Raw genomic sequence first — 25161 nt, forward strand, 5'->3', positions numbered from 1 at the left:
CACCCCGTCACAACGAGCATTAGCGCAAGGCCTGACGCGCCCCACTTGAAAGCAAAGCGCTCGGAAGCGCGCTGGCCGCTGAACTTTTCCATTTCGAATTTCCCTTCGGAGACGTTCTGTCGGCCGATCTGCCAGAATGGCAGATAGCATCCGCTCGAAACCAAGACTAACCTGTAATACCCGATCCCGATGCGAGCCTGTCAACCTGGCCAATATCTGCGTCCGGACCTTGTCCGCCGGGCGCATCATCGCGTCCGAGAGAATATATGACAGGCTTTGACTCATATCCCTCGATTTCATCGACTGCCTGACCGTAGCGATAAGGCTTACCCCAAGGATCGACCGGCAACGCATCATCGAGATAGGGGCCACGCCAACTGGCCCGCAGGCTTTCCTCGGATGGCCGATCTACGAGCAGCGCCAATCCTTCCTGATCGGTCGGATAGCGCCCCACATCTAGCCGCATCGTGCCGAGCGCCGCCTCCAGCGTGCGTACCTGCGTACGCGCTGCTGTAATCTTGCTATTATCAAATTGCGAAAACAACCTGGGCCCTACCAAGGATGCAATGACGGCCATGATCGCCAAGACGATCAGAATCTCCAGCATGGAATACCCGTGTTCGCCGCGGCGCTCATCCAAGGCGGGCGCGGAAGAAGGAGAATCCAGTTGGGCTGATCGGGCTGGCATGACAATCCTCCTAAAAATCGAACTGATAAAGACTGGTCATAGCCATTACAATTGAAATGACCAATCCTCCAACCACAACTGACAGCAACAGGATGGCTACAGGTTCGGCGATGGAGGTCAATTGCTTGGTCGCAGCGGCCATTTCGTCCTCGTAATTCTGGGCCGCCAGAAGCAGCATCTTGTCCATTGTGCCCGACTTTTTGCCGGTCTGCAGAAGGTCGATCAGAAGCGGATCGGATATGGACACATTCGTTGCGAAGGCATCACCAAGATCCTCGCCGGAGCGCACTCCGCGGCGCACGCCTGCGAGTTCAGCGGAGAAATCAGCACCTTTAGTGGCGCGTTCCGCCAAGTTAAGCGCCGTCATCAGAGAGGCGCCGTTGGCAAGGGCTACACCCATTGTGCGAGCCCATATAGCCAGGTCGGCCCGTCTCAGCACGCCGCCGATCCCGGGAAGGCGCATCGCGATCCGGCGCACAAGCGTCCGGTTGCGCCGAACCATCCAGCGCAGGAGAATGATTGTTGATATGAGGCCGGCAATCACAATCACCCAGTTGGCCTGCATCCAGACACCTGTCTGGATAACTATTCGCGACACAGCGGGGATGTCGGCGCCGGATCGGTCTATCAGAGTGCCAAAACGCGGGATGACGAACAGGAACATAAGGAAAATGATTACAAACCCAATCAGACCGAGAACGGCTGGATAGGCAAGGGCCGAGCGAAGGTCAGAGGCCAGCTTGTCATCGGCTGCCATTCGGTCGGCTGCATCACGCAATGTATCAGCAAGATGGCCCGTCTCGGTGCCGAGATCGACCAGGCTTGAAACATAGTCAGGCAATTCCTTGAAATGTTCACGAAGACCCGATGAAAGAGGCTCCCCGCGGCGCAAGTGCTGGCTGAGCCGGGCGGCGCGTTCGGCAAGCTCGGGGTGGGCGTCGCTTCGGCGCAGGCTTTCGATCGCTTCATGAAGCGGCACTCCGGCCGATATCAATGTTGCTAGCTGGCGCATGGTCTGGGTCAGCAGCTTTCGGGTTATTCCCTTGCTGAACAGGCGGTTTCGCTGGTTTGTCGGCGAGGTAATGGTCAGTGGAAACAGGCCGCGTTCACTTAATTCTTCAAATGCCGCCTCCTTCGAGCCCGATTCATGGCGCCCGGATACTTCTGTCCCATCCTGATTGAGGGCCTTGTAAAGATATCGCGCCATGGTCTAGCCCTTGAGTCCGCCACGTCGCGGTCCTCTTACTGTTCTCGTTCTCTTCGCACCGCGCAGGCCTGTGATCAAGGGGTTGGAAACCGGTCCGTGCGCCAGTATTAAACGAGGGCGCGATCGAACCCGACATGTATTATCGGCGCAGGCGCAGGCAGACAGGCAAACCATTCATGGATCAGGCAAAAATACTGGAAACGCTGGTCGCAGCCGGACTGGTTGCGCCTGATGATGTCAGTTCTGCAGCTTCGCTTCAGGCCGATACGGGCGGCCAACTTTTCGAGACCCTAATCCGAATCGGCGCCATCGACGAGGACGACTTGCTCTCGCATGTATCAGACTTATGGGGCGTGCCCCTGGTCATGCCCGATGACATGCCGGTCGAAGTCGATGCCATCTTACGGGCTATTGCTGACCTGAAACTCGACAGGGATTGGCTCCTTCGCCACCAAGCCCTGGTGTGGTGGCTGGGGCCAGAGGGGGAATCGGAGCGCCGTTTGGCGTTGGTCGGGCGCAATCCGCTGGACCCTCAATTGCGCGAAGCGATTGATCGCGCCGTCCATCATCATGAGCTCGCCTCTCCCGGCCAACTGGTCAATATCACGCCCGGTCTGATCTCACGCAGCCAGTTTGATGTGCTGAAGGCGCTATTTCCGTCTGACGATCAGTCGGAGCGTGACTATGGCGGCGACACCGACCTTGCGCGGTTGCGCGAGCTTGCTGAGGAGGCCCCTATTATTGACCTCGTCAACCAAGTATTTGCGGCAGCCATCAAGGCACGCGCAAGCGACATTCATTTTGAGCCCTATGACAAGAACTTCGACATACGGTTCCGCATAGATGGCGTGATTCAGTCCTGGCAGAAGCAGCCGAGATCTCGCTATGATGCCGTGAGCACGAGGATCAAGCTGATCTCGGGTATGGACATTGCCGAACGCAGGCTGCCGCAAGACGGTCGCCAGTCCATTCGCCTGTCAGGTCAGCAATATGACCTGCGGGTTTCTTCCTTGCCGGGTGCCTGGGGCGAGAGTCTGGTATTGCGCCTGCTTGACAAGAACCGGAACCTGCCATCGCTAGATGATTTGGGACTTGCAGGGCGCGCGCGTCGCCTGTTCAGCGATTTGATCCGTAATCCTGACGGCATCATCCTGGTCACTGGACCTACCGGATCGGGTAAATCCACTACCCTTTACAAGGCGCTTGAGGAGATCAATGACGGACGCAAGAAGATCATAACGATTGAGGACCCGATCGAATATGAGATGAGCCGTGTGTTCCAAACACAGGTAAAAAGCGACATCGGCTACACGTTCGCCAGTGGACTCCGTTCGATCCTGCGACAAGATCCGGATGTCATCATGGTCGGCGAAATCCGGGATCCGGAAACAGCCGCCATTGCGGTCCAGGCTTCGCTGACCGGACACCTTGTCTTGTCCACGCTGCATACAAACTCGGCTTTGCTGGCCGTGTCGAGATTGCGCGACCTTGGTCTTGAGCCGTTTCTTATTGGGTCGGCCATCAAGGCGTTCGCTGCCCAAAGACTAGTTCGAAGGATATGTCCTCATTGCAGTCGTCAGACAGCGCCGCCCGATAATCTGCCGCTCCTGCTTTCGTCCTGTGCCTCAGAGGCTCGAGCCGCGATCGACGCAGAAATGGGCGTCGCAAACTGGAAATCAGGAGAGGGTTGCCCAGCCTGTTCCGGCACGGGATTTCTTGGACGTGTCGGGCTGTTTGAGCTTGTCGCAGTGGATGCAGGGCTTCGCGACCTTATCCTGGGAGGTGCCAATGCGTCCGAGCTGGAATCCTTCGCACGAAAGCAAGGATTTAGGCGTCTTGCGGAAGACGGTTATGAAAAGGCCAGAAGCGGGGTCACGACCGTTTCTGAGATCCTGCGTGTCGCAGCGAGCGAAACGGATCGCCTCCTTGCGGGCAATGTTTAGCACAGGCAGACACATGCAACGCGCTCATTCGTTCCAAAGCGGCTTTGTCCTTCCGAGTGTGCTCGCCTACATTGCCGCGTTCACACTGGTGATTCTCATCGCAGCCGGATCGCTTGAGCGCAGCCGCGCGATTGCGATTAGCCTTGACCAAAGCGCAAGGCTCGCCACGGCGCTGGACAGCGCAGAAGCGCGTGCCATATTTACATTTCTCACCTCCCGTCCCGTGCCTGGTGGAATAGACACCTCGGGCCGGTCGACATCGGCCGAAGATCTGCTTCTGGGAGTTGATACCGGCAACGCAGGTGATCCGCTTGAGCCAGCAAATGTCTGGTCTGCATCGGAGGGTATCCGGCTGATGTCTGCAAGTCCTGTCCGGACCTGGGCCATCTATCAGGATGTCTCGGGACTTTTGTCACTCAATACAACCGATGCCGACCTGCTGGCTGGCTTGCTGGAACAGTTTGACGTGCGCAAGGATGACGCCGCAACAATGGCGGCGAGGCTGGCCGACTATCAGGATGATGATAACCTTAGGCGCCCTCTCGGCGCGGAGCGGGCAGACTACCGATTACGGAAGATGGATCCGCCGTCGAACGCACCGCTTCGTACGCCTGCCGAACTGGGCCAGGTGCTTGGCTGGGAGGGCTTTCGGCCTTCGGGTGAACTCGCCTTTCTGAGCATTGTGACGTCCGCACCAACGCAAAATGCTCCGCGCGCCACGTTCGCGCCTGGGGCTGTGCGCGAGCTCGTGGCATCAAGGCTCGCGAGTATTATGAAGAATGAGGATCTCTTGACAGAGGCCATGCAGAGCAGCCTACTCCCCACCGACCGGGCCAGATTCATTTTGGTAGCTCAAGATGACGTCGACGGGCTCTACAGGGTTCGGCTCGTCGAAATCCAACGCCAACCGACCGCGTCCGCGCGGCCCTACACCCGACTGCTCATATCCGAAAATTCCATGTCGCAACTACCAGAGAATTGGCAACCAGGCGCAAATGCTCAGAACATTGATTCCTCTCAATCTGAAGGCCGTTGAGGCTGGAGCCCGGCGCAAGGTTGCGCGGGTATCTGTCTTCGGACCGACCGCGCAGGTGGTGCCGAGGTCTGCGTGCAGTTTCGAGCGCATATGGATGCCTCGGACGGACCGCAAGGGCATTGAGGCCGTGCGGATGCGCATGTCACGCGATACTGGCAACGGCGGCCCGGTCGGTATCTTTATTGAGAAAAGGGAACACACTGGAGCCGGCTTCCTGAACGTGTGGATATGGGAAACCCAGCTTCTTCAACTGGATGACAAGCCATCTTCCAATCTGGTAGTTCCTGAAACATTTGCGCGCGCTCCGGGCCCGGATGGCGCCCGGTTAGCGGCTTGCCTCTCCGGGTTTGAAGGTCAAATTTGGGATACCGGTCAGTTGGTTGCGTCGCGATGGTGGCGCTCACATCCTTCCGACCGCGACTGGCGTGAATTCATTTCCGGGAGCGAAGTCATAATTGGGGGGGCGGCACTTGACGCTCAACGCCTGAGCCGTGTGCCCGAGCCGGAAAGCCCGCCTTGGCGGCTGGATCTTAGCCTTTCCGATATCGAGCCGTCCGCGATAGAAGGCATGTTGTCGCCAGCCCGAGTAGCACTGGCAGCCGCAGTCATCATTGCTCTGCCACTCGGCTTTGTGTCGGGAAATGGGCTGAAGCTGAGCGGATACAATGCCGCGACAGCCGCAAAGTTAACTCAGTTGAAAGCAGATGTAGGCGATGTGATGGACGCGCGCCGGATCGCATCCGACAACAAGTTGCAGATCGACCGCATGACCCGGATCGGTGACCCTTTCAAACTTATTGACGTCCTTGTGGAGCTGCGCACGGCCATCGGCCCTGACAATGTCACGCTGCGATACTTGGCATTTGACGCAGGGAACATCGAAGTCAAAATTTCAACAACCAACACGCCGCGTCTTGCAGATCTCGTCAGCCGTCTGGAAGACGGTGAGGTGTGGCAGAAGGTCAGTGCCACAACCGAAGCTGGAAACATAATTGTTCTCAGGGGCGAGCTCGCTACGGGGGCGAACCGATCATGAGCGAACTCGATATCCATCGTGATCCAAAGCCAGACTCTGGCCTGTTTGGGCAGCAGGTTACACCGCGCAGCCTCTATGGGCTCGTGGTGTTCGCGACCTTGCTCGGGATTTATGCCATCGTGCAGGTATCCGGCCTGGTTTCATCGCAGCGCCTCAAAGCTGAAGGTCTCGGTGCTGACCTCGCAGTTATGGAAGACATAGAAGCGCAGACAGTCTGGCGGGACCGTATGGGTCAGACCAACGCCATGCTGGATCAATGGTCAGACCATATCTGGGAGGCCGGATCGCCTGGCATTGCGGCTGCCGAGATTGACGCGGTTCTGAGGGACATCGCCGGGATGGCGTCTGTCGAAAACCTGAGAACCGACGTCAGCGCAGTCACCACGGTGAAGGATGGGCTTCCCTACATCCGGTTTGAAATGTCAGGCGCGGTTACGCCTGAGCAGATCCCGCTTCTCTTTGCGTCGATCGCGGCATCAAGCAAAATGCTTGTTCTCGACGATGTGCGTCTGACAACGCGCCTGGAATCCCAGACAGTCGTGCAGATGAGTGGCGTTGCCCCCTTCAAGCAAACCGCTGCTTCGGACAAATGAGCGTGCGGTTTTTCCCTTTCGCGGTTATCGGTCTGGTTGCTGCCGTCGGCTGCCTTGCGGGCTTTGTGTCAACTTCACCCGTTCAGACAGATCTGGATGTGACCGGAGGATCCGACTGGGATGAGATCGCTGGCCCAGTCGATTATTCCCCGTCACTTGATAGGTTCGTACTGGAGGTAGCTGAGCTTCAGCTTTTCGGGAAGTCAGCTGCGATCATGTCAGGCTCATCTCGGCAACCAAGCGAGCTTGGAGGTCAGGAAGAAGGGCGCGGAATTCCTCGTCTGCTGGGTATTGCGGTGCTGGATGGCGAAAGGGTGGCCTTGCTAACTGATGGCTCTGGAGCGCCAATTCGCGTGGCAAATGGAGGTGAACTCGACAGCGGGTGGCTCGTCAGCGAAATCGACCTGAACTTTGTAACGATTACGCGCAGTGATGGCGAAGTGATTCTGAACTTATACAAGCCGGGCGTGGTCCAGGCGCGTGAGTAGCCGTGCAGGAGATTCAATTCCTTCAGCAAGGGCCGCAGCGAAACCGGAGGCAGGCTATTCACTGCTCGAAATCCTGGTTTCGCTCGCAATTCTGTCACTGGTATCTACAATAACGGTCGTCAATGGCATTCGGATGGTCGAGAATATGACCGAAAGGTCGGCGGTTCAGAAGATCATCGAGACGATTGAAACAGCCCGCTACATTGCGCTGACCCGGGAAAGCTCGCTTGTCCTCGATCCGGCCCAACCCGGCCAGCCGGCATGGCTCGAGCTGCCGGAGGACTGGACCCTCATTCCTGATCAGCCGATCGTGTTTTCCAAAAGCGGTGTTTGCTCCGGCGGCCGCCTTACAATCCGGACCGCCAGAGGCCAAGACCACGTCATCTATGCCGAAGCACCTGACTGCCGTGTCCGTGACCGCTAAGGGTGCGGGATGACGTTGGTTGAGCCTGTCTGTGGACTGTTTGAAGCAGAACGGACGGTGCCCTCAGTATAAAGCGACACGTGCTGCACCAGATCTTAGCGCTTGAAAGGTCGCCAATCCATTTCGAGTTCAGGCGCCTTGCGGTGGTGGGCCATAACAAACAAAGTCTTTCTGGCTCGGCGCGAAAGGCTTGCCGCGAATCTTAAGATATTCTGCAGCATATGTGTTCCAGGGGCTTACCTGCGCATTGGTCGCGATCCCGCCATGAAACTGATGAAACGTGGACTCGCCAAGCAGCATGACAATTCGGGAGGAGGGATAGTCTACCGCGCGCTTCCAGAGATCGAGATTGCATAGCCCGCCGCCTGGTGTCTGAAACCGCTCATCATAGCCGCCGAGTTGATCCCAGGTCGCACGGCGCATGAAGATCGCATTGCATTCGACCGGAAGCTTGTACCATCCATGCGCAGAGGATCCGGCAAGTGCAGAAATCCCAAACAGCTTATAACCATCCCGGCGCCAGTCCACGGTCTCAAGTAGCGCGTCCTCGACACTCTGGTTATAGCCCTCCTTCATGGACTCCGATTGGACTTTCGGACCCAGATGATGGGCAATGGTTCCGGCAATCACATCGGGGCCCATCTGCAGCGCCTCAATCCCGCGACGCAGGAGACCTGGCGATGCCATCCTTGCGCCATCAACCATAGCGCAGACAAATTCGCCGCTCGAGGCGCGTATTCCGGAATTCATTGCGCCAGCCGGTGATGCGGTCGGATGGGCCTGGTCCAGGAATCGGATATTCGGGGCAATGGCCTCACACCGCGCCCGATCAAATGGCTTTGTGGACCCATTGTCGACAACGATGATCTCGTAGTCGGCAACCGAAAGTGCGTGTTGAACCGGCGCCGACAGGCTCTCAAGGGTGCGGGGGATTTCGCGCGCCATATTATAGGTGACGAGGACAACAGAGAGCTTTGAAACAGGGCTCATAGTAGGTTTTCTTTGTGTGTGCCCAATGACATCAAAGGGATCCAGGAAGCCGGACGGTGTTCCACGTCCGCAGGCTGAAACAGGCGCACTTCGCTTTCTCCCTGACGGGGGCGACGAGGCTGCTGGATAATGAGTGCATAGACTTTGTCCCTCTCGGGGTATGTGGGGTGAGCTAGTTCAAACTAGAGTATCCGTCTTGGTCAAGCCAGTCTTGGTGTCCATTCCCGGTCGTCGCGGATGAGGGCGTTTGCCAAGACTATCAGCTTTCGCATGACGGCGGTGATGGCGACTTTGGGCGGTTTACCGGATGCGCTGAGCTCGGTGTATTTGACCTTCAAGTCGGGATTGTGCCTGGTGACGTTTGTACAGCCTACCGAAACGCGACTGGCCTGGTCCGCGTGACGGTTGCTTGGAAATCGATTACCTGCTGAAAAGCAGCTAGTCACAGCCACCACGTGGTTTGGCGTCCGGGGTCACCGCGGGTTTGCTATCTGGCGCGCGTCCTTTCAGCTAGTCTTCGACTGCCCGACGCGAAAGGCGAGCGAGTCCGAGTCTCAGTCTAGCCAGGCATCGCGCAAGGCGCGGAGAATTCAGCGGTGCATTTACCAGCGCAGCCTCCAGAGAAGCAGGAGACAGGCGATACTCGTCGGCGCCGTGCAGGAGGAACCAGGCAAGAAACCCGTGCCGTCCGGATGCCGTGGACAATGAGAACTGTTGACGCAGGTCAGGCCGCTGATCATGGATCGCTATCATCAGCCGAGTAATGGTCGCGCCCTTTGTCTGGTCAACGCGCTCGGTGGGCGCATTCCAGAAGGTATGATTGGCCGCCCGGAAAGGATTGAGCGGATCTGCCGGCGGACCCTGTCGCATCGGACCGGGAAGGGGTTCTCCCGTCTCAAACCAGCCATAAGCGTACGCCGCCGCCGACCATGTTTCATGGCGGTTGCCTGCGACCAGAGCGCGGTAAGTCTCGACCAGTTCTGCCGCATCCCCGATATTGGTCATGCTGAACCGTGACTGATGTTTGGAAAAGACTTGTGGGTCGGCCGGAACCACGCCGCTGAAGTGAAAAAAGACCAGTGGGCTTCCCGCGGCGGTCCAGCCGAACACTTCCTTGCAAACCGGGCGATTGGCGAGGTTCCAATAGGCGACGTTGTAACCCGGATCCCGCAATATGGTCAGGCGCTCGAGAAAGCTCGGCGCAAAGTCAACAAAGCGCTGATCGACAAACAGACCGTTTTCAAGGTCTATCCGGCAGTGTTGGCTGAGCTTGTCCTTCCACCAAGACAGAAACCGGCGTGCCTCGGCGGTGTTTGAGAAGGCCGCAAACCCGAGATTGAACGTACCGCTGCGCATGAGGTCGAGGTCTGATGGGGTGCCTTCATCCAGAAGCGGCGACAGGATGTGAGGCGTGAGGACGCAAGAGGCCCCATTGGAAATGGCGCCGTAAACCTGGTCCAGAGGGCGGAAAACCTGAATGTCCGGATCAAGGAAGATGGCTGCATCAAATCCGGCCCGATCGAACATGTATTCAAAACACAGAGGTTTGATGGCCGTATTGAATTCAACAAGATTGTAGCGGAACGCCATGTCCCGAATATTGGCAGCGCCAAGCTCGGAGAGATTGACAATTTCGAGGTCGGCGGGCGCCGGGTTTTCCAGAGGCTCGTCAGCGAGAAAAATCCTGAAATCAAGGTCTGGGGCGGCCTTTCGCAAGCTGTCGCGCAAGGTGAGCGCGTAGGCCAGATAATTGCGCGAACAGATGGTGAAGCAACCGATTTTCATCGCGCCCGCCTATCACCCCTGCTTGACCCTTTCAAATGGCAAGATGACTCGGCTTGGTTGAATCCAGGCGCGGAAGGTGGGAGGAAGCGTCCGGATAGGCGGGAAGCAGGTGTGCGGACATGACTAAAAATACGCGATCAAGTAGCCCGGCCGCCATAGAGCTTCGTCGCCTTGTGTCGCAAATCATCAGATGGGTCTGGAAACAGATGCCGCTGCCCCTCAATGCGAAGGATCGGCTGATCGGAGCTGTGTTCCGGCGTTTACCCATCCTGGTCAGCTGGAGCGGAACATATCGGAACTGGCGTCTGGAAGAAGACCGGCTCGAAGAGGCCCGACGCCAACGCCAAGTCCGCCAGCCGCTCAAAAGCGGACGTCGCACGCACACCGAACTCTCAGGGTTGCCGCGCCCAGCAGCCCTGACGGCGCGCGCCATCGCTTTCTACCTCCCACAGTTCCATCCCATCCCTGAAAACGATGCGTGGTGGGGAGACGGGTTTACTGAGTGGACGAATGTGAAGCGAGCGAGGCCCCAGTTTGAAGGGCACGACCAGCCGGTTCGGCCAGGTGAGCTTGGCTTCTATGATCTACTTGAACAACCACATGTGCGCCGGCGCCAGGCGCGCCTTGCATACCAGTATGGCCTGGAGGGCTTCTGCTTCTACTTTTACTGGTTCGGGGGAAAGCGACTGCTGGAAGAGCCGATCTACGCGTACGCGAATGATACCGAGATCGACTTTCCGTTCTGTCTTTGCTGGGCAAACGAATCCTGGAGCCGGACCTGGGACGGGCTTGAAAGTGAAGTTCTGATCGCCCAGCAACACTCGCCTGAAGACGACATTGCATTCATCTCACATCTGGCCGCCTATCTTCGCAATCCCAAATACATTCGCGTGTGTGGCCGCCCGCTTATTCTGGTTTACCGGGTCGGATTATTGCCCGACCCCAAAGCCACATCGGAACGTTGGCGTGCCTGGTGCCGGTCAAACGGTCTCGGCGAAATATACCTCGTTTGTGTCCAGTCATTCGATTCAGTCGATCCAACCAAGTATGGCTTTGACGCCGCCACCGAGTTTGCCCCGAACAATATGGGGATGGCCCCGGAAACGGACCTCACCTACCCTCTGGCAGACGATTTCCAGTGCAAGACATATGACTGGTCACATCTGACGGCGCGGTCGGTGTCCTATGGCCAATTCGACTACAAGATCTTTCGGTCAGTTACGCCGCGATGGGACAATACTGCCCGGCGGATGAACCGGGCCTCGATTTTCCTGGGGGCCAATCCTGCAGACTATGCCGAATGGCTCAGCGAAGCTGCAAACGATGTTGAAGAAAGATTCAAGGAGCCTTCCGAACGGATTGTCTTCATCAATGCCTGGAATGAATGGGCTGAAGGAGCCTATCTCGAACCCGACGGAACTTATGGATATGCTTGGCTCGAAGCAACGCGCCTCGGCCTGCAGTCTGAACAGGATGCTGGCCGGGTGGAGCCGGCCGACCTGGTTCACGACCAACTGCCTTCTCCAAAGAGCGAGCGGCCCAGGATCATCCTCGTTGTCCATGATTTGCATCCGCATGGCGCCCAGTTCCTGTCTCTGAACCTTGTTGCTACCCTGCATGGGGTATTTGGATATGACGTTGCGACTATCGCCTGCGGAGACGGCGAGCTTCGTGGACGGTTTAGCGTCTATGGGAAAGTCATAGACGCGCGGCCCGGTTCAGAGGCGGGAGACGCACTCCGGATCGCGCTCGGACAACTTGTAGATGAAGGTTTTGGCAAAGCGATTGTGAATTCTTCCGCATCGGGCTGGTTGGCGCCCCACCTGTCGGATGTCGGCATTGCGTGTGTCGGATTGGTGCATGAGTTGCCGGAACTGATAGCCAATATGAAACTCGAACGCGGCCTGTTCGGTCTCGATGCGCATGCCAACGCGGTGATCTTTGCCTCGCGTCAAGTTGAGGAGCGCACAGCAACAGAGGTGCTGGGGCATCCATGGAAAAACCCCGTCATACAGCCGCAAGGACTCTACAAACGTGATGGCATCCTGTCCCTGGACGAAAAGGAGCCGGCACGCCGGCGCCTCTGCAAGGAGTTGGGTCTACCGGCCGCGTCCCGTTTCGTGATCGGCGTTGGATACGGTGACCGCAGGAAAGGCGTCGACATTTTCTGCCGCTGGGCTCTGGCGGCTGCAGCCCAGGATGCCAATCTCCATTTCGTGTGGGTCGGCGGCGTTTCGGATGAGATGAAACAGGCGAGCATCGACGTCCAGTCTGCGGCCCCTGAATTTGCATCCAACCTCCATTTTCTCGGTTTTAAGCGTGAAACGGGCCCGATTTACGCCGCCGCAAGCGCCTTCGCGTTGACGTCAAGGGAAGACCCATATCCGTCGACAGCGATCGAAGCGCTGGACGCAGGTGTGCCCGTCTTCATGATCGCCGGATCTGGAGGTGTGGCGGATCTTGAAGGCACCGGCGCAGTGACGGTTCTGCCAGATGATGACGCCGAAAAGTTTTCGGCAAGGCTTGTCGGATTGCTGACCAATCCTGATGCGCTGGAGCGCTCGGCGCATGCGGGAATGGAGGTCGCGCGCCAGCACTTCGGATTCACGAGTTTCGTCGGGGACGTGTTACGACTTTTGGAAGCACCGATTCCGAAAGTTTCGGTCGTCATCCCGAATTACAACTATTCGCGTTATTTACCCCAGCGCATTGCCTCAGTCCTCAATCAGTCGGTTCCTGTTTGGGAGATCATTTTTCTCGATGATGCTTCGAGTGACGACAGTGTCGCTGTCGCCCGGCAACTCCTCCACAATTGTTCGATCCGGTACCGGATTGTTGAAAATACCAAGAATTCGGGTTCGGTTTTTTCTCAGTGGCAAAAGGGTGTCGACTTGGCCCAGGGCGATCTGGTCTGGATCGCCGAAGCCGATGACTGGGCCGCGCGCGACTTTGTCAAAATCGCCTCTGCGCCATTTTCCGACCCGGCAATGTCGGTATCCTATACCCAGTCGAATCAAGTGTCAGGAAGTGGTGAAATTCTGTCGGCTAGCTATCTTGACTATACTGCAGATGTTGACGCCTCGCGATGGCGCAAACCCTTTGTGAGCGACGGCGCCTCAGAACTCGCAAATGGACTGTCGGTCAAGAACACGTTGCCCAATGTGAGTGGTGTGATTTTCGATCGCGCCGCGCTGCAGAACGTGCTCGGCCGGCACATGGACGAAATCATTAAATACCGCGTGGCAGGAGACTGGTGCGTTTATGCCTTGCTCGCGATGACGGGCAATTTTGCCTATGATCCCCGCCCGATGAATTATCATCGCCGGCATGGTTCGAGCGTGACGGTCTCGCGGTTCACGCGCGCCGAATGGAATGAAATCCGCGACATGCAGGCATTCGTCGCCAGCATGGTGGACGTACCCGATGACTTCTCCAGGCGCGCAAAAGAGTACCTGGATCATTTGGAGCGTAGACTGGACTGACACAAAGCGCGCTGGGGAAACAGGCAAGCACTATGCCTGGGAGGTTGCAAAAGGATGCGCCTCAGGCGCAATGGCCTTGGCATCTTCTTCGTAGCTTGCCAGTACGTCTTTGGCCGGACCGCGCTCTCGGATCTTTCCACCATCCAGCCAGATGGCTGTCTCGCAATTTTCGAGGATCAGTTGCCGACTGTGCGATGCCAGGATCAAAATGCCTGCCTTGCGCACGAATTGCTGCATTCGCTCCGTTGCCTTCATCTTGAACCCGGTGTCACCGGCGCTCAACCATTCATCGAGCACAAGGATTTCAGGATCAAAGGCCGTGGCGATGGCAAAGGTCAGACGCATTCGCATGCCAGCGGAATAAGACATCATGGGCATGCCAAGGAATTCACCCAGTTCTGAAAATTCTGCGATCGCTCGGCGCTTCTCTTCGATCTCCTTGTGCGAGTAGCCAGAGGCAAGACCTCGTAGCGTGATATTCCGATGGCCAGATGCTTCAGGCTGGATGCCGAGATTTATGTTGATAAGGCTTGTCACCCGGCCTCTGTATGTCAGCCGGCCCTCGCTGGGAGCGAGAATACCGGCCAGCACTTGTAACAGGGTTGTTTTTCCCGAGCCATTGCGCCCGATAATGGCGAGCCGGCTTCCGGTTTCCAGATGCAGGGAAATATCGCGAAGCGCGTGGACACCTCTCAGCTTGCCCTGCCTGCTCCATATCAGGCGCTCGTCGGTGTCAGCAAAACCTTGCTCCCGGATATTGCCACGAACGGGAAACGTTACGCCGAGATTTTCGGCGTCAAGGAAAGTGTCGCGAACCGGCAGAGCTGCAACTTTGTGTAGATCTTCGATTCTGGAGGGGGGGGCACCAATCATTGCGTTACAGCCAGTATGGAAGTCGGCGATGACATGCGCCGCCGACCAAAATGCCGACAACGAAGAGGACGGCAGACAGGCAAAGCATGATGAGCCAGCTTTTAGGATCCCCGTGCTCGCCGAGAATGGGTGAAGAGAAGATGTCGAGTGCGTGTGTCAGCGGATTGAAGTCAGCAATGGTGCTGCGCAGCCCGGGCGCGGTGTGTTCGTCGCGGACCCAGAGGACGGGTGTTGTGAAAAATAGGACACGCGTGATCGAACTCATAAGATGCTCAACATCTGGGTAACGTGCTGAAACATAGCCAAGAATCATCTGGATGAAGATCGCGTCGAACAGGATGAGCGCGAACGCCGGAATTGATTCCAGCGCGACCCAGGTTAGCTTGTGCCCATAAAGAAAGAGAAGCGCAATTGCGATGGCGAAGTTGATCGCGAAGATGAACGTTGAACGCGACACGCTCTTGAAAAGATGAATGGAATGAGGAAGCGGCGCACTCTTGATCCAGGACGATCCTGTTCGGAAAACAGCGCACCCGTCAGTGAGGTTGGCCAACAGAAACATGAATATGGCGAAGTTGACGGCAACATAGAGCGTGAAGCGCTGGTGGTTGAGGTCAGAAAAGTTGCCAAAAAACAGGGAAATCGTGGCGACAAATATCAGATAGGACAGGACGATCCAGCTCAGTCCAAGTTTACTGCGCCGGTAGCGTTGCTGGATCTCATCAGACGCGAAAGCGATCCAGAGTTGGACTCTCGAGGCACCCTTTATGAGATCGTCAATTGCGATCCATGGGCTGAATCGCGCCGCTTCCTGAATTTTGACGTCGTTCTTCATCCCGATTTCCGTTTCTTCCCGCGACTGCGCCCGTCTAATCACACGCTCTCGTGTGGGAACAGACTTGTCATTCAGTAAGTCAGATGCCTATCGCCTGACGCTGACCAGAACCTCGATGAATTCTGCGCGAATACCCCGCTCTATTTCATCGATGGTGATCATATGCGTCGACAGGCCGCTTTCCTCACGGATGAACTCGATGATGTCGTATCCCCAGTCCACCGTAACGAGTGATCCCCGGGAATCTATAGGGTTCCCGTGGAATGAAGGCTCGGCGAGGTGGAGGATCGATCCATCCGGCTGGCGTTCGGCGCGTCTGGAAGTCGGACTGCATTTGTTGACCATGGGGACGGTAAATACATGTGCGCCGCCCGGTTTGAGGACACGGGCAATCTCGCGGAACGCCGCGGCGGAATCCAAAACGTGTTCCATGACATCTTGCGTGATGATCAGATCGAAGGTCGCGTCTGCGAAGGTCAGGGCTTCGAGCGATTCGCATCGCTCGTTTCTCACCGGGTGAGTGCTGCCCATGGGTACATCAAGGAAAAAATGTGAGTAAGAATAAGCCTTGCACTGCTGGCTCAGCTTGATGGAAACACCTCGCCCCGCAGGCGAGCTCTCGTGGATATTCAGGTTTCTGTACTTCGGGTAGTAGAGGTCGATGACGCGCATGAGCGCCCTTTCCCTCGGTACTGAATGACACACGGGGCAGGCAAGATGATCGCGAAACCACGTAAACTCTGAATGGAATACGACCTCTGCTTCGCAGACATCACAATGCCCATTCTGATCAAAGCTGAACTTTTTTGTCATTTGCCTGACGCGATCGTGTTTCGGATAAGCGCAGGCTCGAAGTGCGCAACATTGGAGACAGCCAAATCATATTCAGCTATCGCCGCCCTTGGCGGCAGGTGCGATTTACAGTCAGGGGAAGTGCGTGACAAAAATTGGTATCCTTTCAATAAAGCCGAGTATCGAGGCGCGGTCTCAGCCCTCCTTTGATCGACTCTACCAGATGGTCGGCAAAAATACTGGTAATCTGTTGTTCACGAACGCGGTATGGAATCAGATCGCCGGGCCAAAGGAAAGAACCAATTTCTCTTTTTGTCCCAGTAAGCTGAATGAGGAATATAGCGCGCTGGTGATTCCGGCTGCCAATTGGCTCAGTCCCTCTGTCGATTTTGGGGATCTCGCCAAACTTGTCGAAGCACTCAAAATCCCTGTTGTCTTGATCGGCCTGGGAGCTCAGGATGCCGATTACTCGGGTTCTATCGATGTTCCTCAAGGCACTGTGCGTTTCATAAAAGCCGTTTCAGAGCGATCGGTGTCCATCTCTGTCAGAGGCGCTTACACAAGGGACATTCTGTCCAGTTTGGGAATAGACAATGTAACTGTCACGGGATGCCCTTCGCTATATCAAGATTTCCGGACTTTCTCGCCGCCGCCGCAGAAACTGAATATACGGTTCGATCGGGGACTCATTCATTCAACCCGCTATTCTGCGAGCCATGCGCCATTTGCCCGAACCGAATCGGCTCATCGCAAGCTCTTTCGACTCGCTTATGCTGAGAAACTTGACCTTCTGATCCAATCAGAGCCTGAAGAAATGGCGATGTTGACGGGCTTTTCGGACGGGGGTGATTTTGACGACCGATTGCGCATGCTTATGGGCGAGGTTTACAACACTCCGGATTGGGAGGACTTGAAAGCCTTTATCCTGCGACAGGGGAGAGTGTATTTTGACGTCTCAAAATGGGCCAGTTCGCTTGACATGTATGACTATGTTCTGGGGACGAGGTTGCACGGGACAATCATGGCGCTGAATTCCGGTGTGCCGGCAGTCCTGGTCCATCATGACAGCCGTACGCGTGAGCTTTGCGAATTTGCGGCAATTCCCAGCGTCTCTGACGATAGTTTGCAAACAAACCGCCGTTATATCGAGAGGTTGTTCGCGAGGGCTGACTGGTCACGATACTATGAGATGCGTGAGAGAAATTTGACCACTTACATGAATTTTCTCAGTATTAATGGGTTGTCGGCCGCATAATATTAACTCAACTAGCTTATACTCTTGCCTACTCTGGAATATGCAGTCCATCCTCAGGTTATCAGAGCCAGAACGGCGATGACTGCAACCGACGAAATGCGCGCTAACTCGAAGAGGCTCTCTGGAAAAATGCCTGCCAAACTTGAAGCTGTGACGGCGCCGAAGACCGCAAAAGCCTTGCGCACTGTCAGCGACAGGTCTGAGGCTGCGCGACGCCCCATCATTGTCGTTCTTGGGATGCATCGGAGCGGCACGAGTGTCTTGACGCGCGCACTGGCAGCCTTGGGCGTTGAGCTCGGCTCCCACATGATGCTGGCGGTGGAGCAAGATAATGACAAAGGCTTCTGGGAAGACCTCGACATTTACAGGTTGAATGAGCGGCTCCTCAAGAAGTGCAACAGCGCTTGGCATCGTCTAGCGTCGTTGGAAGTTGGGCGATTGGAAACCGAGGAGTTTGCCGCCGAGCGGGTTGAGGCGGCAAATCTCATAAGCACCAAAATTCAGGACGTGGACCTTTTTGCCTTCAAGGATCCCCGAACGGCGGTTTTACTTCCCTTCTGGCAATGTGTCCTGAGCGATCTGGAGCTCGAGCCGCAATATGTGATTGCCGTGCGCAATCCGCTGGAGATCAGTGAATCCCTGCGCAAACGAGACGGGTTTGATCAAACAAAAAATCTGTTGCTCTGGCTAACGCACATGTATTCTGCGGTCCAACTAACTGATGGTGCGCAGCGCGTTTTTGTTGGCTATCAGCAAGTTATCGCCGATCCTCTGGGGCAGCTTTCGCGGATTTGCGAAGCACTCGGTTTGACCGCGCCATCTTTGGAAAGCGCTGCGTACAAGGAATACGCAGACGAGTTCCTTGACGGGTCGCTCAATCACAATCGCATCTCGCCGAACGAGCTGGCAAGATGCGAAAGTATTCCGGATGTTTTTCCGGCATTCTATCAGTTACTGAATGAGTGGGCGGACGCAGACGACGGCAAATTGTTCGAATTACCTGCTGATCTGAATACGGCCATCGAGCGCTATCTCTCGGACTCTCAGCATTTGTTCGCATATTCTGATCGGCTTGAGATGCAGGTCGCTGCGCTGGCAGAGAGGGTTGAAGAGCTTGGTGTTCTGAAACGAAAGCTTTCCGACAAAGATGCGATGTTGTTTGAATGCACTCAGCGCGAACAGGCCCTGACAGAAGAAGTCGTCGCATTATTGTCCAAGGTCGATGGTCTTGGAGCCGAAGTCACGATGCTCAGCGCCCAGAAGGCCGCGTATGCAGCCAAGACTATGCAATCTGACCTTGCCGTCGCTGCTCATGAACAAACTGCCATGGAGTTGCGAACAGAACTGCGCCTCCAGCGCGCAAGCCTTCTGGAGCTTCGTAATTCGTCTTCCTGGCGTTTGACCCGGCCCATTCGCGCCATAAAGCATCTGCTCAATCGTCTGAGGGCTGCGGCGAAGAGGCGGGTCTGAGAGAAAAATAATTGAGGCAGCAGTAAGCTGGAATTTGATCGAAACGCCGATTCTAGCTACGAGAGAGCGCTTCTGGTATGGCTATTTTTCGAAAACTGAGCACGCATGTATCCGAAATCGACTTCGGACCCTTGTTCGATCCGGAATGGTATCTCGCAACGAACAAGGATGTGCGCGAGGCCGGGATTGATCCGCTGACGCACTTTAAAATGACGGGATGGGCCGAAGGAAGAAAGCCGCATTCTCTTTTCGACACCGAATGGTACCTCGCGACTAATCCAGATGTAGAGGCGTCAGGGATAAACCCATTGACGCACTACATTGTCACGGGTTGGAAAGAGGGACGTAAGCCCAATCGCTTGTTTGATGTCGCCTGGTACTTGGACGCAAACCCCGATATCTGCGCCGCAGCCATAGAGCCACTGACCCACTATATTCAGTTTGGCGCAGCAGAAGGGCGAGAGCCGTTGCTGATCTTCGATACGGCCTGGTACAAAAATCAGGCCAAGAATATCGAGGTCGGTACGAGTCCACTTGCCCACTATGTGAACGAAGGGTGGAGAGCGAGGCTTGATCCTCATCCACTGTTTGATGTGACGTGGTACAGAAAAGCACAAACACTAGCAGACGATTGTGAGCCGTTAGGCCACTTCATTGAAACGGGTGGTAAGAATAGCCCGCACCCTCTGTTTGACGCGACATTCTACCTTCGCAACTGCACTGACATGGAGTCCGCTAACCTTAGTCCACTCGCACACTATCTGATGCATGGGTTCGAAGAGGGGCGTCAGCCGCATCCATTGTTTGACGTCGACTGGTACCGGAAACAATACCCAGATGTGGTACGCAACCGGGTAAACCCGCTGATGCACTATTTGACGCGCGGTTGGCAGCAGGGCCTGAAACCGCACCATTTGTTTGATACAAACTGGTATTTTCATACTTACGCAGACGTCAATTCAGCTGGGAAGGAGCCCCTGGCGCACTACGTGGAGAACGGCGGATTCGCGGGGTTCAATCCGAGCCCTCAGTTCGATTCACACTTTTATCTGACCGCCAATAGCGACGTTCGGCTTTCCGGAATAAATCCGTTGGCACACTACGTTCTGTCGGGGCAACGGGAGGGCCGAAAGACCACGCCTGACCGCCCGGGCCCGGTCTCCGGGACGAACATTCTCGAGCTCGGCGTGCGTGCAAGCGAAGTCGACGTCAAAAATAGTATTCAGCGGATCTACGATATTTGGCCTACCCAGCAGGAAGCCGCATTCAAAGAAGATCTCAAAGCCAATGCAAGGCGCGGAAATCAATCCTCGCCTCTGACGGTATCTGTGATTTTGCCAACTTTCAACAGAGCGGATTCCGTAGCGGAGGCGATCGAGTCGGTGATCCGGCAAACATATCCAAATTGGAAACTTTTCATTGTTGATGATGGAAGTTCTGATGGCACAGAGGATGTTGTCGCGAGCTATTTAAGTGATCCCCGCGTCAAATACATCAAGCAAAAGAACTCTGGGGTCGCATCTGCACGAAACACTGGTCTTTCAATGGCCGATGGCGATTTCATCGCCTATCTGGATAGCGATAATCGTTGGCGTACAGATCACCTCGAGAGTATCGTTCACTTTATGGATGCCGGGAATCTGGATGCGGCGTATTGTGGAATCCGCGCCTATGGCGACGATGGCTCCAAAGAATTCTATCGAGGAGGCGTTTTCTCCTGGAGCGCATGCCTAGAGAGAAATTATATCGATATGAACACTTTCGTTCATCGCCGAAGTGCTTCTGAAACAGAAAACATCCTGTTTGATGAGACTCTCAGAAGACTGGTCGACTGGGACTTTATTCTGAGAGTCTCACGCCAGGCAAAGGTGTCTTACGCACCTTATATCGGCGTCGATTACTACCACGGGTCAAGGGGTGATCGAATCACGTTGACGGAGTATGCCGATGGGCAACTCGCACCGGTGGAAACCTCGATCCGAGATAAGCATCTTCCTGCGTTTTTCCAGCATGAGAATGTGGACGCCTTCGCTTGGCATTTTTTGAGACAATCAAAAGAATCCGGAAGCCAACAAGAAGCTTCCTTGCGACTGCGGTTCTTTCCGGACTACAGGATAAACAACGCTTACCAGTCCCTGTTATATTCCGAGTTTGGCGCAGAAGACGTTTCCAGCGCATCTATCTCCCAGTGTGTTTCGGAAATCGAGCGCGTAAATCATGCTGTGGCAGAACCGCACTATTTTGTCTTCCACTTGCATTGGACGAACCCGATCTTTGCGTCCGGGAGAACGGCAGCGGATGCATCCCGATTGGTTGATGAGTTTATCCGCGACGCTAAGAAATTCCGTCTCCTCGGCGGGAAAATCTATTGGACGGTCCATAATATATTGTCACATGAACCGAAGTACCGAGAGCAGGAACTTCGGCTGGCCAACGCACTTTGTGAACTCGCCGATCAGATACATGTGCATGATGATCTGACCGTTTCCCTGGCATCTGCTCAATATGTTATTCCGATAGAGAAGGTCATCGTCGCTGAACATGGAAATTACATAGGTACTCTGCCTCATGACGTTGAACGATCGCTGGCTCGTGAGAAATTGGGGCTTCCGGCAGATGCTCTGGTCTTTTGCCTGTTCGGCCAGTTGCGCCCTTACAAAGGACTCGATGATATCATACCCGCCTTTGAGGCTGTTAGGCAGGAAAACCCCAGCGCCTGGTTAGTTCTGGCTGGCAAGCCCCTGAGTATAGACGTTGATGAATACAAAGAGCGACTTTCAAAGATTCCAAACGTCGTTTTTCATCCAGCATTCGTTCCAGACGATGAAGTGCAATTGTATCTGAAGGCCGCCGACGTTGCTGTTCTTCCTTACAGGCAAGTGCTTACATCGGGATCGGCGCTGCTTGCATTGTCTTTCTCGCTTCCTGTCATTGCGCCAGATAAGGGCCTTTTAGGCAGCATTATAAAAAACGACTTCAACGGATTCTTGTTTGACCCAAGCGAGACGTTGAACTTGGAGACAGCGATGCGTGAGTTTGCGCTGCTGGACCGCGAAGGTCGGGCCCGTTTGGGAGCCAATGCATTTGAAACGGCGATGTCCTATCGGTGGACTGATTCAAGTCGAAAGCTGCTTCGGTTTATGAAGGGAGAATCAGTAGGCGAAAAGTGTGTTGAGGAGATAAACGGCAGTTTACGGACGTTCTTTGTTAGAGAGGGTGGCGTTCCGATTGCAGACAGGGAATGTTGCGCAATCATCCTTCACTACAATAGCCTGGATGATACTCGGAGTTGTGTCGAAAGCTGCATCAGTCAAGGCGGGCAACTGGGTATTGTTGTTGTGTCGAACGCGGACAGCCTTGAGGATGCCAAGTGTCTACACAATGAGTTTCCCGATATTACCATCATCCAGTCTGAAGATAATATCGGTTACGCGGCTGGAAATAATTTGGGGCTGTCTTATGCGCGCCAAAGGGGATGTGATTTTTTCTGGATACTAAACCCGGATGTGGTGGTTCCTGGCGGCTATCTTGCTGCAATGCTTCGTGGGGTGAGAGACTATCCCGCCACAAATCTTTTTGGATCGCCGATTACTTACGGCTCTGATGAGTCGAGGGTTTGGTATGGCGGGGGTGTAATCGGCTATGAGGATGGTGGCTTTTCGAGCCATCGATTTATGGGAGATCATATATCGTCACTACCCACTGAGCCGTACGAAACGGATTACGTGACGGGTGCAAACATTTTTGGCCGAATGCGCGTGCTGGATCGAATCGGCTATATTCCAGAAGACTATTTCTTGTACTTCGAAGAAACTGACTGGTTTGCGAACGCCGCCAAACTAGGAGAACGAGCCATCCTGTTTCCTTCAATTCGGGTGACGCACTGGAAGCGCTCCGAAGTGGGCGGCTTGCCCACTCGGGCTTACTGCTACTATTTCGTCAGGAATGCACACATTTTCGGCCAGCGATACGCGACGGCGTTTTCAGAACGGCGTGTCGAGAAAATCGATGAATTCATTGAGGCTTGGTCGGCCAAAATCCGCGAGCGTGCTCCCGACATGGCTGAACAGTTTTCCAGCCTTTTCGCCCGCGCTAACGCAGATGGACTTTCTGGGGTTGTTGGTCCTGCGAAGATTTAACCATTGAACCGGATCCGGCTGAAGTCTGGGGCCCTTTGCGGGATCTGGGCCGTGATCGATTTCCAGCCATAGCGATCATTGACTTTCGTTCGAGCGGCAGGGCTGGATGCCAGGTATGCGTTCAGCGCCTCAAAATATCTCTGATGATGCCCGATATCCGTCACAATCAATTTATTCATGCCGCAGAAGATTGGCACGAACGTTGGTGCATCATTATTGAAAAGCTTCGCGATCCCTTCCTGCACGCCTGGCCACCAGGGATTATTGTAGTCATCGATGAGAATTATTCCGCCGGGACTGGTCAATTCCATCGCCACTTTGAAATCATGAATCACGTGATCGGCTGTGTGACCTCCGTCGACGCTGAAAATTGAGAATCTACCGTACTTCTCTCGAATATTTGCGACATCTGCGCCTCTCAGCATCAGGCTATCGCCTTCGATCGTGGAAACGGACGCGGGCCGCACGGAATATTGTTTCGCGTTTTCAATGAACTTGGCTTTGCTTCCCATTCCGGACTGGTCGATGTTGAACTCCTGAGCGTCGAAGACATCTATCGCCAGTGCAGGCAGACCGGGATCCTTCAATGCCTGAAGCCCGAATAGAAACCGTCCATGGTGGACGCCTATCTCGCATACGCCGCCTGAGACATTTATTGACCTTTGTTGAGAGTGCAAGAATGCAAGGATCTCCCAAAGTCCCTTGTCCACCCAGCCCTCAATACTGTCGAACCCGGTCGAAATGTACTGCTCAAGCGGTGCCAGAGGATTGGCGCCTGAAGACATGGGCTTGCGTCTCTCGGGTAATTGAATGGTCGATGCTAGTTGCAGTGTGTCAAGAATTTTGGAGCCAGTATCTTGGCTTTTCGTGAGAAGGAACACGATATCATCCATTTGCGTGACAGGATCCGGTTGTCGGAATGAGTATATTCCAACATGTGGAAGAGCTGATGCCAGAAGCGATTCAATATCAGCGCCATACAAACGATAGTGTCCATGATCGCTCTCTTTTGGGTATCCCCAATCCGTCGTTTTCATTCGTCGCACCGGATCGGGAACCGCCAGGAACAGAATGCCATTTGGTTCTAGTATTCTCATCAATTCCTGAAGTGCGCGGCGATCATCCGGCACATGTTCAAGCACATGATTGCAGATTACGACTTGGTACTCGTTCGATGGGCGATCTATATTCTGCAGGTCTAGCGAGTTGTTGCCATTGTAGACGCTAACTTCGTGTTTCGAAAACCAAGCGCTATTGGCACTTACATCCTCGCTGAATTGCAATGCCTTGCCTTTGAAGAGGCCCCGCGCGACCAATTGCTCCATAACCTTTCGGTACGATCTATGCCGCTCCAGCGAAAAGCACCTGGTGCATTTCGGTTTCAGGCCGGTCGCGGACAGTCTGCCGGACGGACCAAATGCAAACTCCCCACCACCGCATATGTTGCAATTCGTCATCAATATACTCATCCAATCTTGCTCAATATAGGCTGTTTCATCTGTCGAATTCGATCCTCAGGTGCGAGGTGTGTGAACTTGGACTTCCTCATGAGCTGGTCTTGCGCTCCTGCACGGTTTTCCGGTCCTGCCAAGGTTTATCCAGGTTGTTTATCCGGCCGCTTTTCTGAGTTGTGTTTCATTTCCATATGCCTCGTCTGGCGTCGCGTTGCCAAGGGCGGAGTGAGGCCGCTCGTGATTATCGAAGTTCATGCAGTCATCGGTCACGCACTAGGCGACAAAGCCGTCGACGATGGTCTCCAGGATGACGGCCTCTTTTTTACGGTGCGCCACAGGCGTTTGATGAGCCGCAGGCAGGCAAAGCCAGCATGTTGTTCATGAAGCGCAAACGTCCGTCCATGCTGACGCGCACGTCTGAATCGGTCAGCGTCGTGATCCGGGCTGCTCTGGTGAACTGGCTGCTCAGATCTGCATTCATGATATCCTGAGGTGCGTATTTCCGGATGGCATCTCGCAATGCGTCCACGCAGAAGTCCTCATGCATCGTACTGGAGACGCCCACGACAGCCCTTTTCCGGTGGTCCAATCCATGATGGCAACCAGATAGAGGTAGCCACGCTTACCCGGGATAAACGTGATCTTACCACAACAGTCCTGGTTCGGAAGCG

At 55.1% G+C, this 25161-nt stretch carries 19 protein-coding genes and 1 pseudogene; 10 read left to right on the forward strand and 10 right to left on the reverse strand.

The annotated features are described in order from the left end of the window. Positions 1-166: 166 nt before the first annotated feature. Positions 167-688 (reverse strand): type II secretion system major pseudopilin GspG, encoded by a 522-nt coding sequence (gspG, locus tag ACESNB_RS04105; RefSeq protein ID WP_373004240.1) that lies wholly within the window; start codon positions 686-688, stop codon positions 167-169. Between the two features lie 10 nt (positions 689-698). Then, a complete protein-coding gene (locus ACESNB_RS04110) occupies positions 699-1895 on the reverse strand; it encodes a type II secretion system F family protein (RefSeq protein ID WP_373004244.1) in 1197 nt (398 codons plus the stop codon). A gap of 176 nt (positions 1896-2071) precedes the next feature. Here ACESNB_RS04110 and ACESNB_RS04115 point away from each other — a divergent pair, with 176 nt between their 5' ends. From ACESNB_RS04115 to ACESNB_RS04140, 6 genes are read left to right on the forward strand one after another with little or no spacing between them, the layout of a single operon-like run. Next, on the forward strand, positions 2072-3838 hold the full coding sequence (locus ACESNB_RS04115) for a GspE/PulE family protein (RefSeq protein ID WP_373004247.1): 1767 nt from the start codon (positions 2072-2074) through the stop codon (positions 3836-3838). Beyond that, complete coding sequence (locus ACESNB_RS04120; RefSeq protein ID WP_373004249.1) at positions 3792-4874, forward strand: hypothetical protein; 1083 nt, start codon at positions 3792-3794, stop codon at positions 4872-4874. Before ACESNB_RS04115 ends, ACESNB_RS04120 begins: the two co-directional genes overlap by 47 nt. Beyond that, positions 4834-5910: a hypothetical protein gene (locus ACESNB_RS04125; RefSeq protein WP_373004252.1), complete on the forward strand. Its 1077-nt coding sequence runs from the start codon at positions 4834-4836 to the stop codon at positions 5908-5910. Before ACESNB_RS04120 ends, ACESNB_RS04125 begins: the two co-directional genes overlap by 41 nt. Next, a complete protein-coding gene (locus ACESNB_RS04130; RefSeq protein ID WP_373004255.1) occupies positions 5907-6503 on the forward strand; it encodes a hypothetical protein in 597 nt (198 codons plus the stop codon). Before ACESNB_RS04125 ends, ACESNB_RS04130 begins: the two co-directional genes overlap by 4 nt. Then, positions 6500-6991 (forward strand): hypothetical protein, encoded by a 492-nt coding sequence (locus ACESNB_RS04135; RefSeq protein WP_373004258.1) that lies wholly within the window; start codon positions 6500-6502, stop codon positions 6989-6991. Before ACESNB_RS04130 ends, ACESNB_RS04135 begins: the two co-directional genes overlap by 4 nt. Further along, positions 6984-7415 (forward strand): Tfp pilus assembly protein FimT/FimU, encoded by a 432-nt coding sequence (locus ACESNB_RS04140; protein WP_373004261.1) that lies wholly within the window; start codon positions 6984-6986, stop codon positions 7413-7415. Before ACESNB_RS04135 ends, ACESNB_RS04140 begins: the two co-directional genes overlap by 8 nt. A 129-nt stretch (positions 7416-7544) precedes the next feature. On the opposite strand, the gene ACESNB_RS04145 is transcribed toward ACESNB_RS04140, so the two are convergent. The 3 genes and pseudogenes from ACESNB_RS04145 to ACESNB_RS04155 all read right to left on the reverse strand — a co-directional run bounded on the left by ACESNB_RS04145 (position 7545) and on the right by ACESNB_RS04155 (position 10190). Further along, positions 7545-8405 (reverse strand): glycosyltransferase family 2 protein, encoded by an 861-nt coding sequence (locus ACESNB_RS04145; protein WP_373004264.1) that lies wholly within the window; start codon positions 8403-8405, stop codon positions 7545-7547. A gap of 200 nt (positions 8406-8605) precedes the next feature. Next, positions 8606-8758: pseudogene (locus tag ACESNB_RS04150) on the reverse strand (IS110 family transposase); the annotation flags it as partial. A 157-nt stretch (positions 8759-8915) separates the two neighbouring features. Further along, positions 8916-10190 carry a hypothetical protein gene (locus tag ACESNB_RS04155; protein WP_373004267.1) on the reverse strand — a complete coding sequence of 425 codons (1275 nt, stop codon included), beginning with the start codon at positions 10188-10190 and terminating at the stop codon, positions 8916-8918. A 119-nt stretch (positions 10191-10309) separates the two neighbouring features. Here ACESNB_RS04155 and ACESNB_RS04160 point away from each other — a divergent pair, with 119 nt between their 5' ends. Further along, positions 10310-13672: a glycoside hydrolase family 99-like domain-containing protein gene (locus ACESNB_RS04160; protein ID WP_373004269.1), complete on the forward strand. Its 3363-nt coding sequence runs from the start codon at positions 10310-10312 to the stop codon at positions 13670-13672. A gap of 30 nt (positions 13673-13702) precedes the next feature. Here ACESNB_RS04160 and ACESNB_RS04165 read toward each other — a convergent pair whose 3' ends face one another. From ACESNB_RS04165 to ACESNB_RS04175, 3 genes are all read right to left on the reverse strand, one after another. Beyond that, positions 13703-14545 carry an ABC transporter ATP-binding protein gene (locus ACESNB_RS04165; RefSeq protein ID WP_373004272.1) on the reverse strand — a complete coding sequence of 281 codons (843 nt, stop codon included), beginning with the start codon at positions 14543-14545 and terminating at the stop codon, positions 13703-13705. A gap of 4 nt (positions 14546-14549) precedes the next feature. Further along, positions 14550-15380 (reverse strand): ABC transporter permease, encoded by an 831-nt coding sequence (locus ACESNB_RS04170; protein WP_373004275.1) that lies wholly within the window; start codon positions 15378-15380, stop codon positions 14550-14552. Positions 15381-15467: 87 nt separating this feature from the next. Beyond that, positions 15468-16052: a class I SAM-dependent methyltransferase gene (locus ACESNB_RS04175; RefSeq protein ID WP_373004277.1), complete on the reverse strand. Its 585-nt coding sequence runs from the start codon at positions 16050-16052 to the stop codon at positions 15468-15470. 265 nt (positions 16053-16317) lie between these two features. Between ACESNB_RS04175 and ACESNB_RS04180 the strand changes: the two genes are divergently transcribed. The 3 genes from ACESNB_RS04180 to ACESNB_RS04190 all read left to right on the forward strand — a co-directional run bounded on the left by ACESNB_RS04180 (position 16318) and on the right by ACESNB_RS04190 (position 23036). Beyond that, the gene (locus tag ACESNB_RS04180) at positions 16318-17427 is read left to right on the forward strand and encodes a polysaccharide pyruvyl transferase family protein (protein ID WP_373004280.1); all 1110 of its coding nucleotides are present in this window, start codon (positions 16318-16320) and stop codon (positions 17425-17427) included. 78 nt (positions 17428-17505) lie between these two features. Beyond that, the gene (locus ACESNB_RS04185) at positions 17506-18897 is read left to right on the forward strand and encodes a sulfotransferase family protein (RefSeq protein ID WP_373004284.1); all 1392 of its coding nucleotides are present in this window, start codon (positions 17506-17508) and stop codon (positions 18895-18897) included. A 77-nt stretch (positions 18898-18974) separates the two neighbouring features. Further along, positions 18975-23036, forward strand: a complete 4062-nt coding sequence (locus ACESNB_RS04190) for a glycosyltransferase (protein WP_373004286.1) — start codon at positions 18975-18977, stop codon at positions 23034-23036. Here the strand turns inward: ACESNB_RS04190 and ACESNB_RS04195 are convergent. Beyond that, complete coding sequence (locus ACESNB_RS04195) at positions 23033-24505, reverse strand: methyltransferase domain-containing protein (RefSeq protein WP_373004289.1); 1473 nt, start codon at positions 24503-24505, stop codon at positions 23033-23035. The two genes, ACESNB_RS04190 and ACESNB_RS04195, sit on opposite strands and share 4 nt — an antisense overlap. 307 nt (positions 24506-24812) lie before the next feature. Beyond that, positions 24813-25019, reverse strand: coding sequence for a hypothetical protein (locus ACESNB_RS04200; RefSeq protein WP_373004292.1), 207 nt, complete (start codon positions 25017-25019; stop codon positions 24813-24815). Between the last annotated feature and the right edge of the window lie 142 nt (positions 25020-25161).

Source organism: Hyphomonas sp. (genome assembly GCF_041689225.1).
Taxonomy (GTDB): domain Bacteria; phylum Pseudomonadota; class Alphaproteobacteria; order Caulobacterales; family Hyphomonadaceae; genus Hyphomonas.

Bases quoted from the DNA above. Each gene is read 5' to 3' on its own strand.
- gspG (WP_373004240.1), bottom strand. From the start codon at position 688: ATGCCAGCCCGATCAGCCCAACTGGATTCTCCTTCTTCCGCGCCCGCC.
- ACESNB_RS04110 (WP_373004244.1), bottom strand. From the start codon at position 1,895: ATGGCGCGATATCTTTACAAGGCCCTCAATCAGGATGGGACAGAAGTA.
- ACESNB_RS04115 (WP_373004247.1), top strand. From the start codon at position 2,072: ATGGATCAGGCAAAAATACTGGAAACGCTGGTCGCAGCCGGACTGGTT.
- ACESNB_RS04125 (WP_373004252.1), top strand. From the start codon at position 4,834: ATGCTCAGAACATTGATTCCTCTCAATCTGAAGGCCGTTGAGGCTGGA.
- ACESNB_RS04130 (WP_373004255.1), top strand. From the start codon at position 5,907: ATGAGCGAACTCGATATCCATCGTGATCCAAAGCCAGACTCTGGCCTG.
- ACESNB_RS04135 (WP_373004258.1), top strand. From the start codon at position 6,500: ATGAGCGTGCGGTTTTTCCCTTTCGCGGTTATCGGTCTGGTTGCTGCC.
- ACESNB_RS04145 (WP_373004264.1), bottom strand. From the start codon at position 8,405: ATGAGCCCTGTTTCAAAGCTCTCTGTTGTCCTCGTCACCTATAATATG.
- ACESNB_RS04155 (WP_373004267.1), bottom strand. From the start codon at position 10,190: ATGAAAATCGGTTGCTTCACCATCTGTTCGCGCAATTATCTGGCCTAC.
- ACESNB_RS04160 (WP_373004269.1), top strand. From the start codon at position 10,310: ATGACTAAAAATACGCGATCAAGTAGCCCGGCCGCCATAGAGCTTCGT.
- ACESNB_RS04165 (WP_373004272.1), bottom strand. From the start codon at position 14,545: ATGATTGGTGCCCCCCCCTCCAGAATCGAAGATCTACACAAAGTTGCA.
- ACESNB_RS04170 (WP_373004275.1), bottom strand. From the start codon at position 15,380: ATGAAGAACGACGTCAAAATTCAGGAAGCGGCGCGATTCAGCCCATGG.
- ACESNB_RS04175 (WP_373004277.1), bottom strand. From the start codon at position 16,052: ATGCGCGTCATCGACCTCTACTACCCGAAGTACAGAAACCTGAATATC.
- ACESNB_RS04185 (WP_373004284.1), top strand. From the start codon at position 17,506: ATGACTGCAACCGACGAAATGCGCGCTAACTCGAAGAGGCTCTCTGGA.
- ACESNB_RS04190 (WP_373004286.1), top strand. From the start codon at position 18,975: ATGGCTATTTTTCGAAAACTGAGCACGCATGTATCCGAAATCGACTTC.
- ACESNB_RS04195 (WP_373004289.1), bottom strand. From the start codon at position 24,505: ATGAGTATATTGATGACGAATTGCAACATATGCGGTGGTGGGGAGTTT.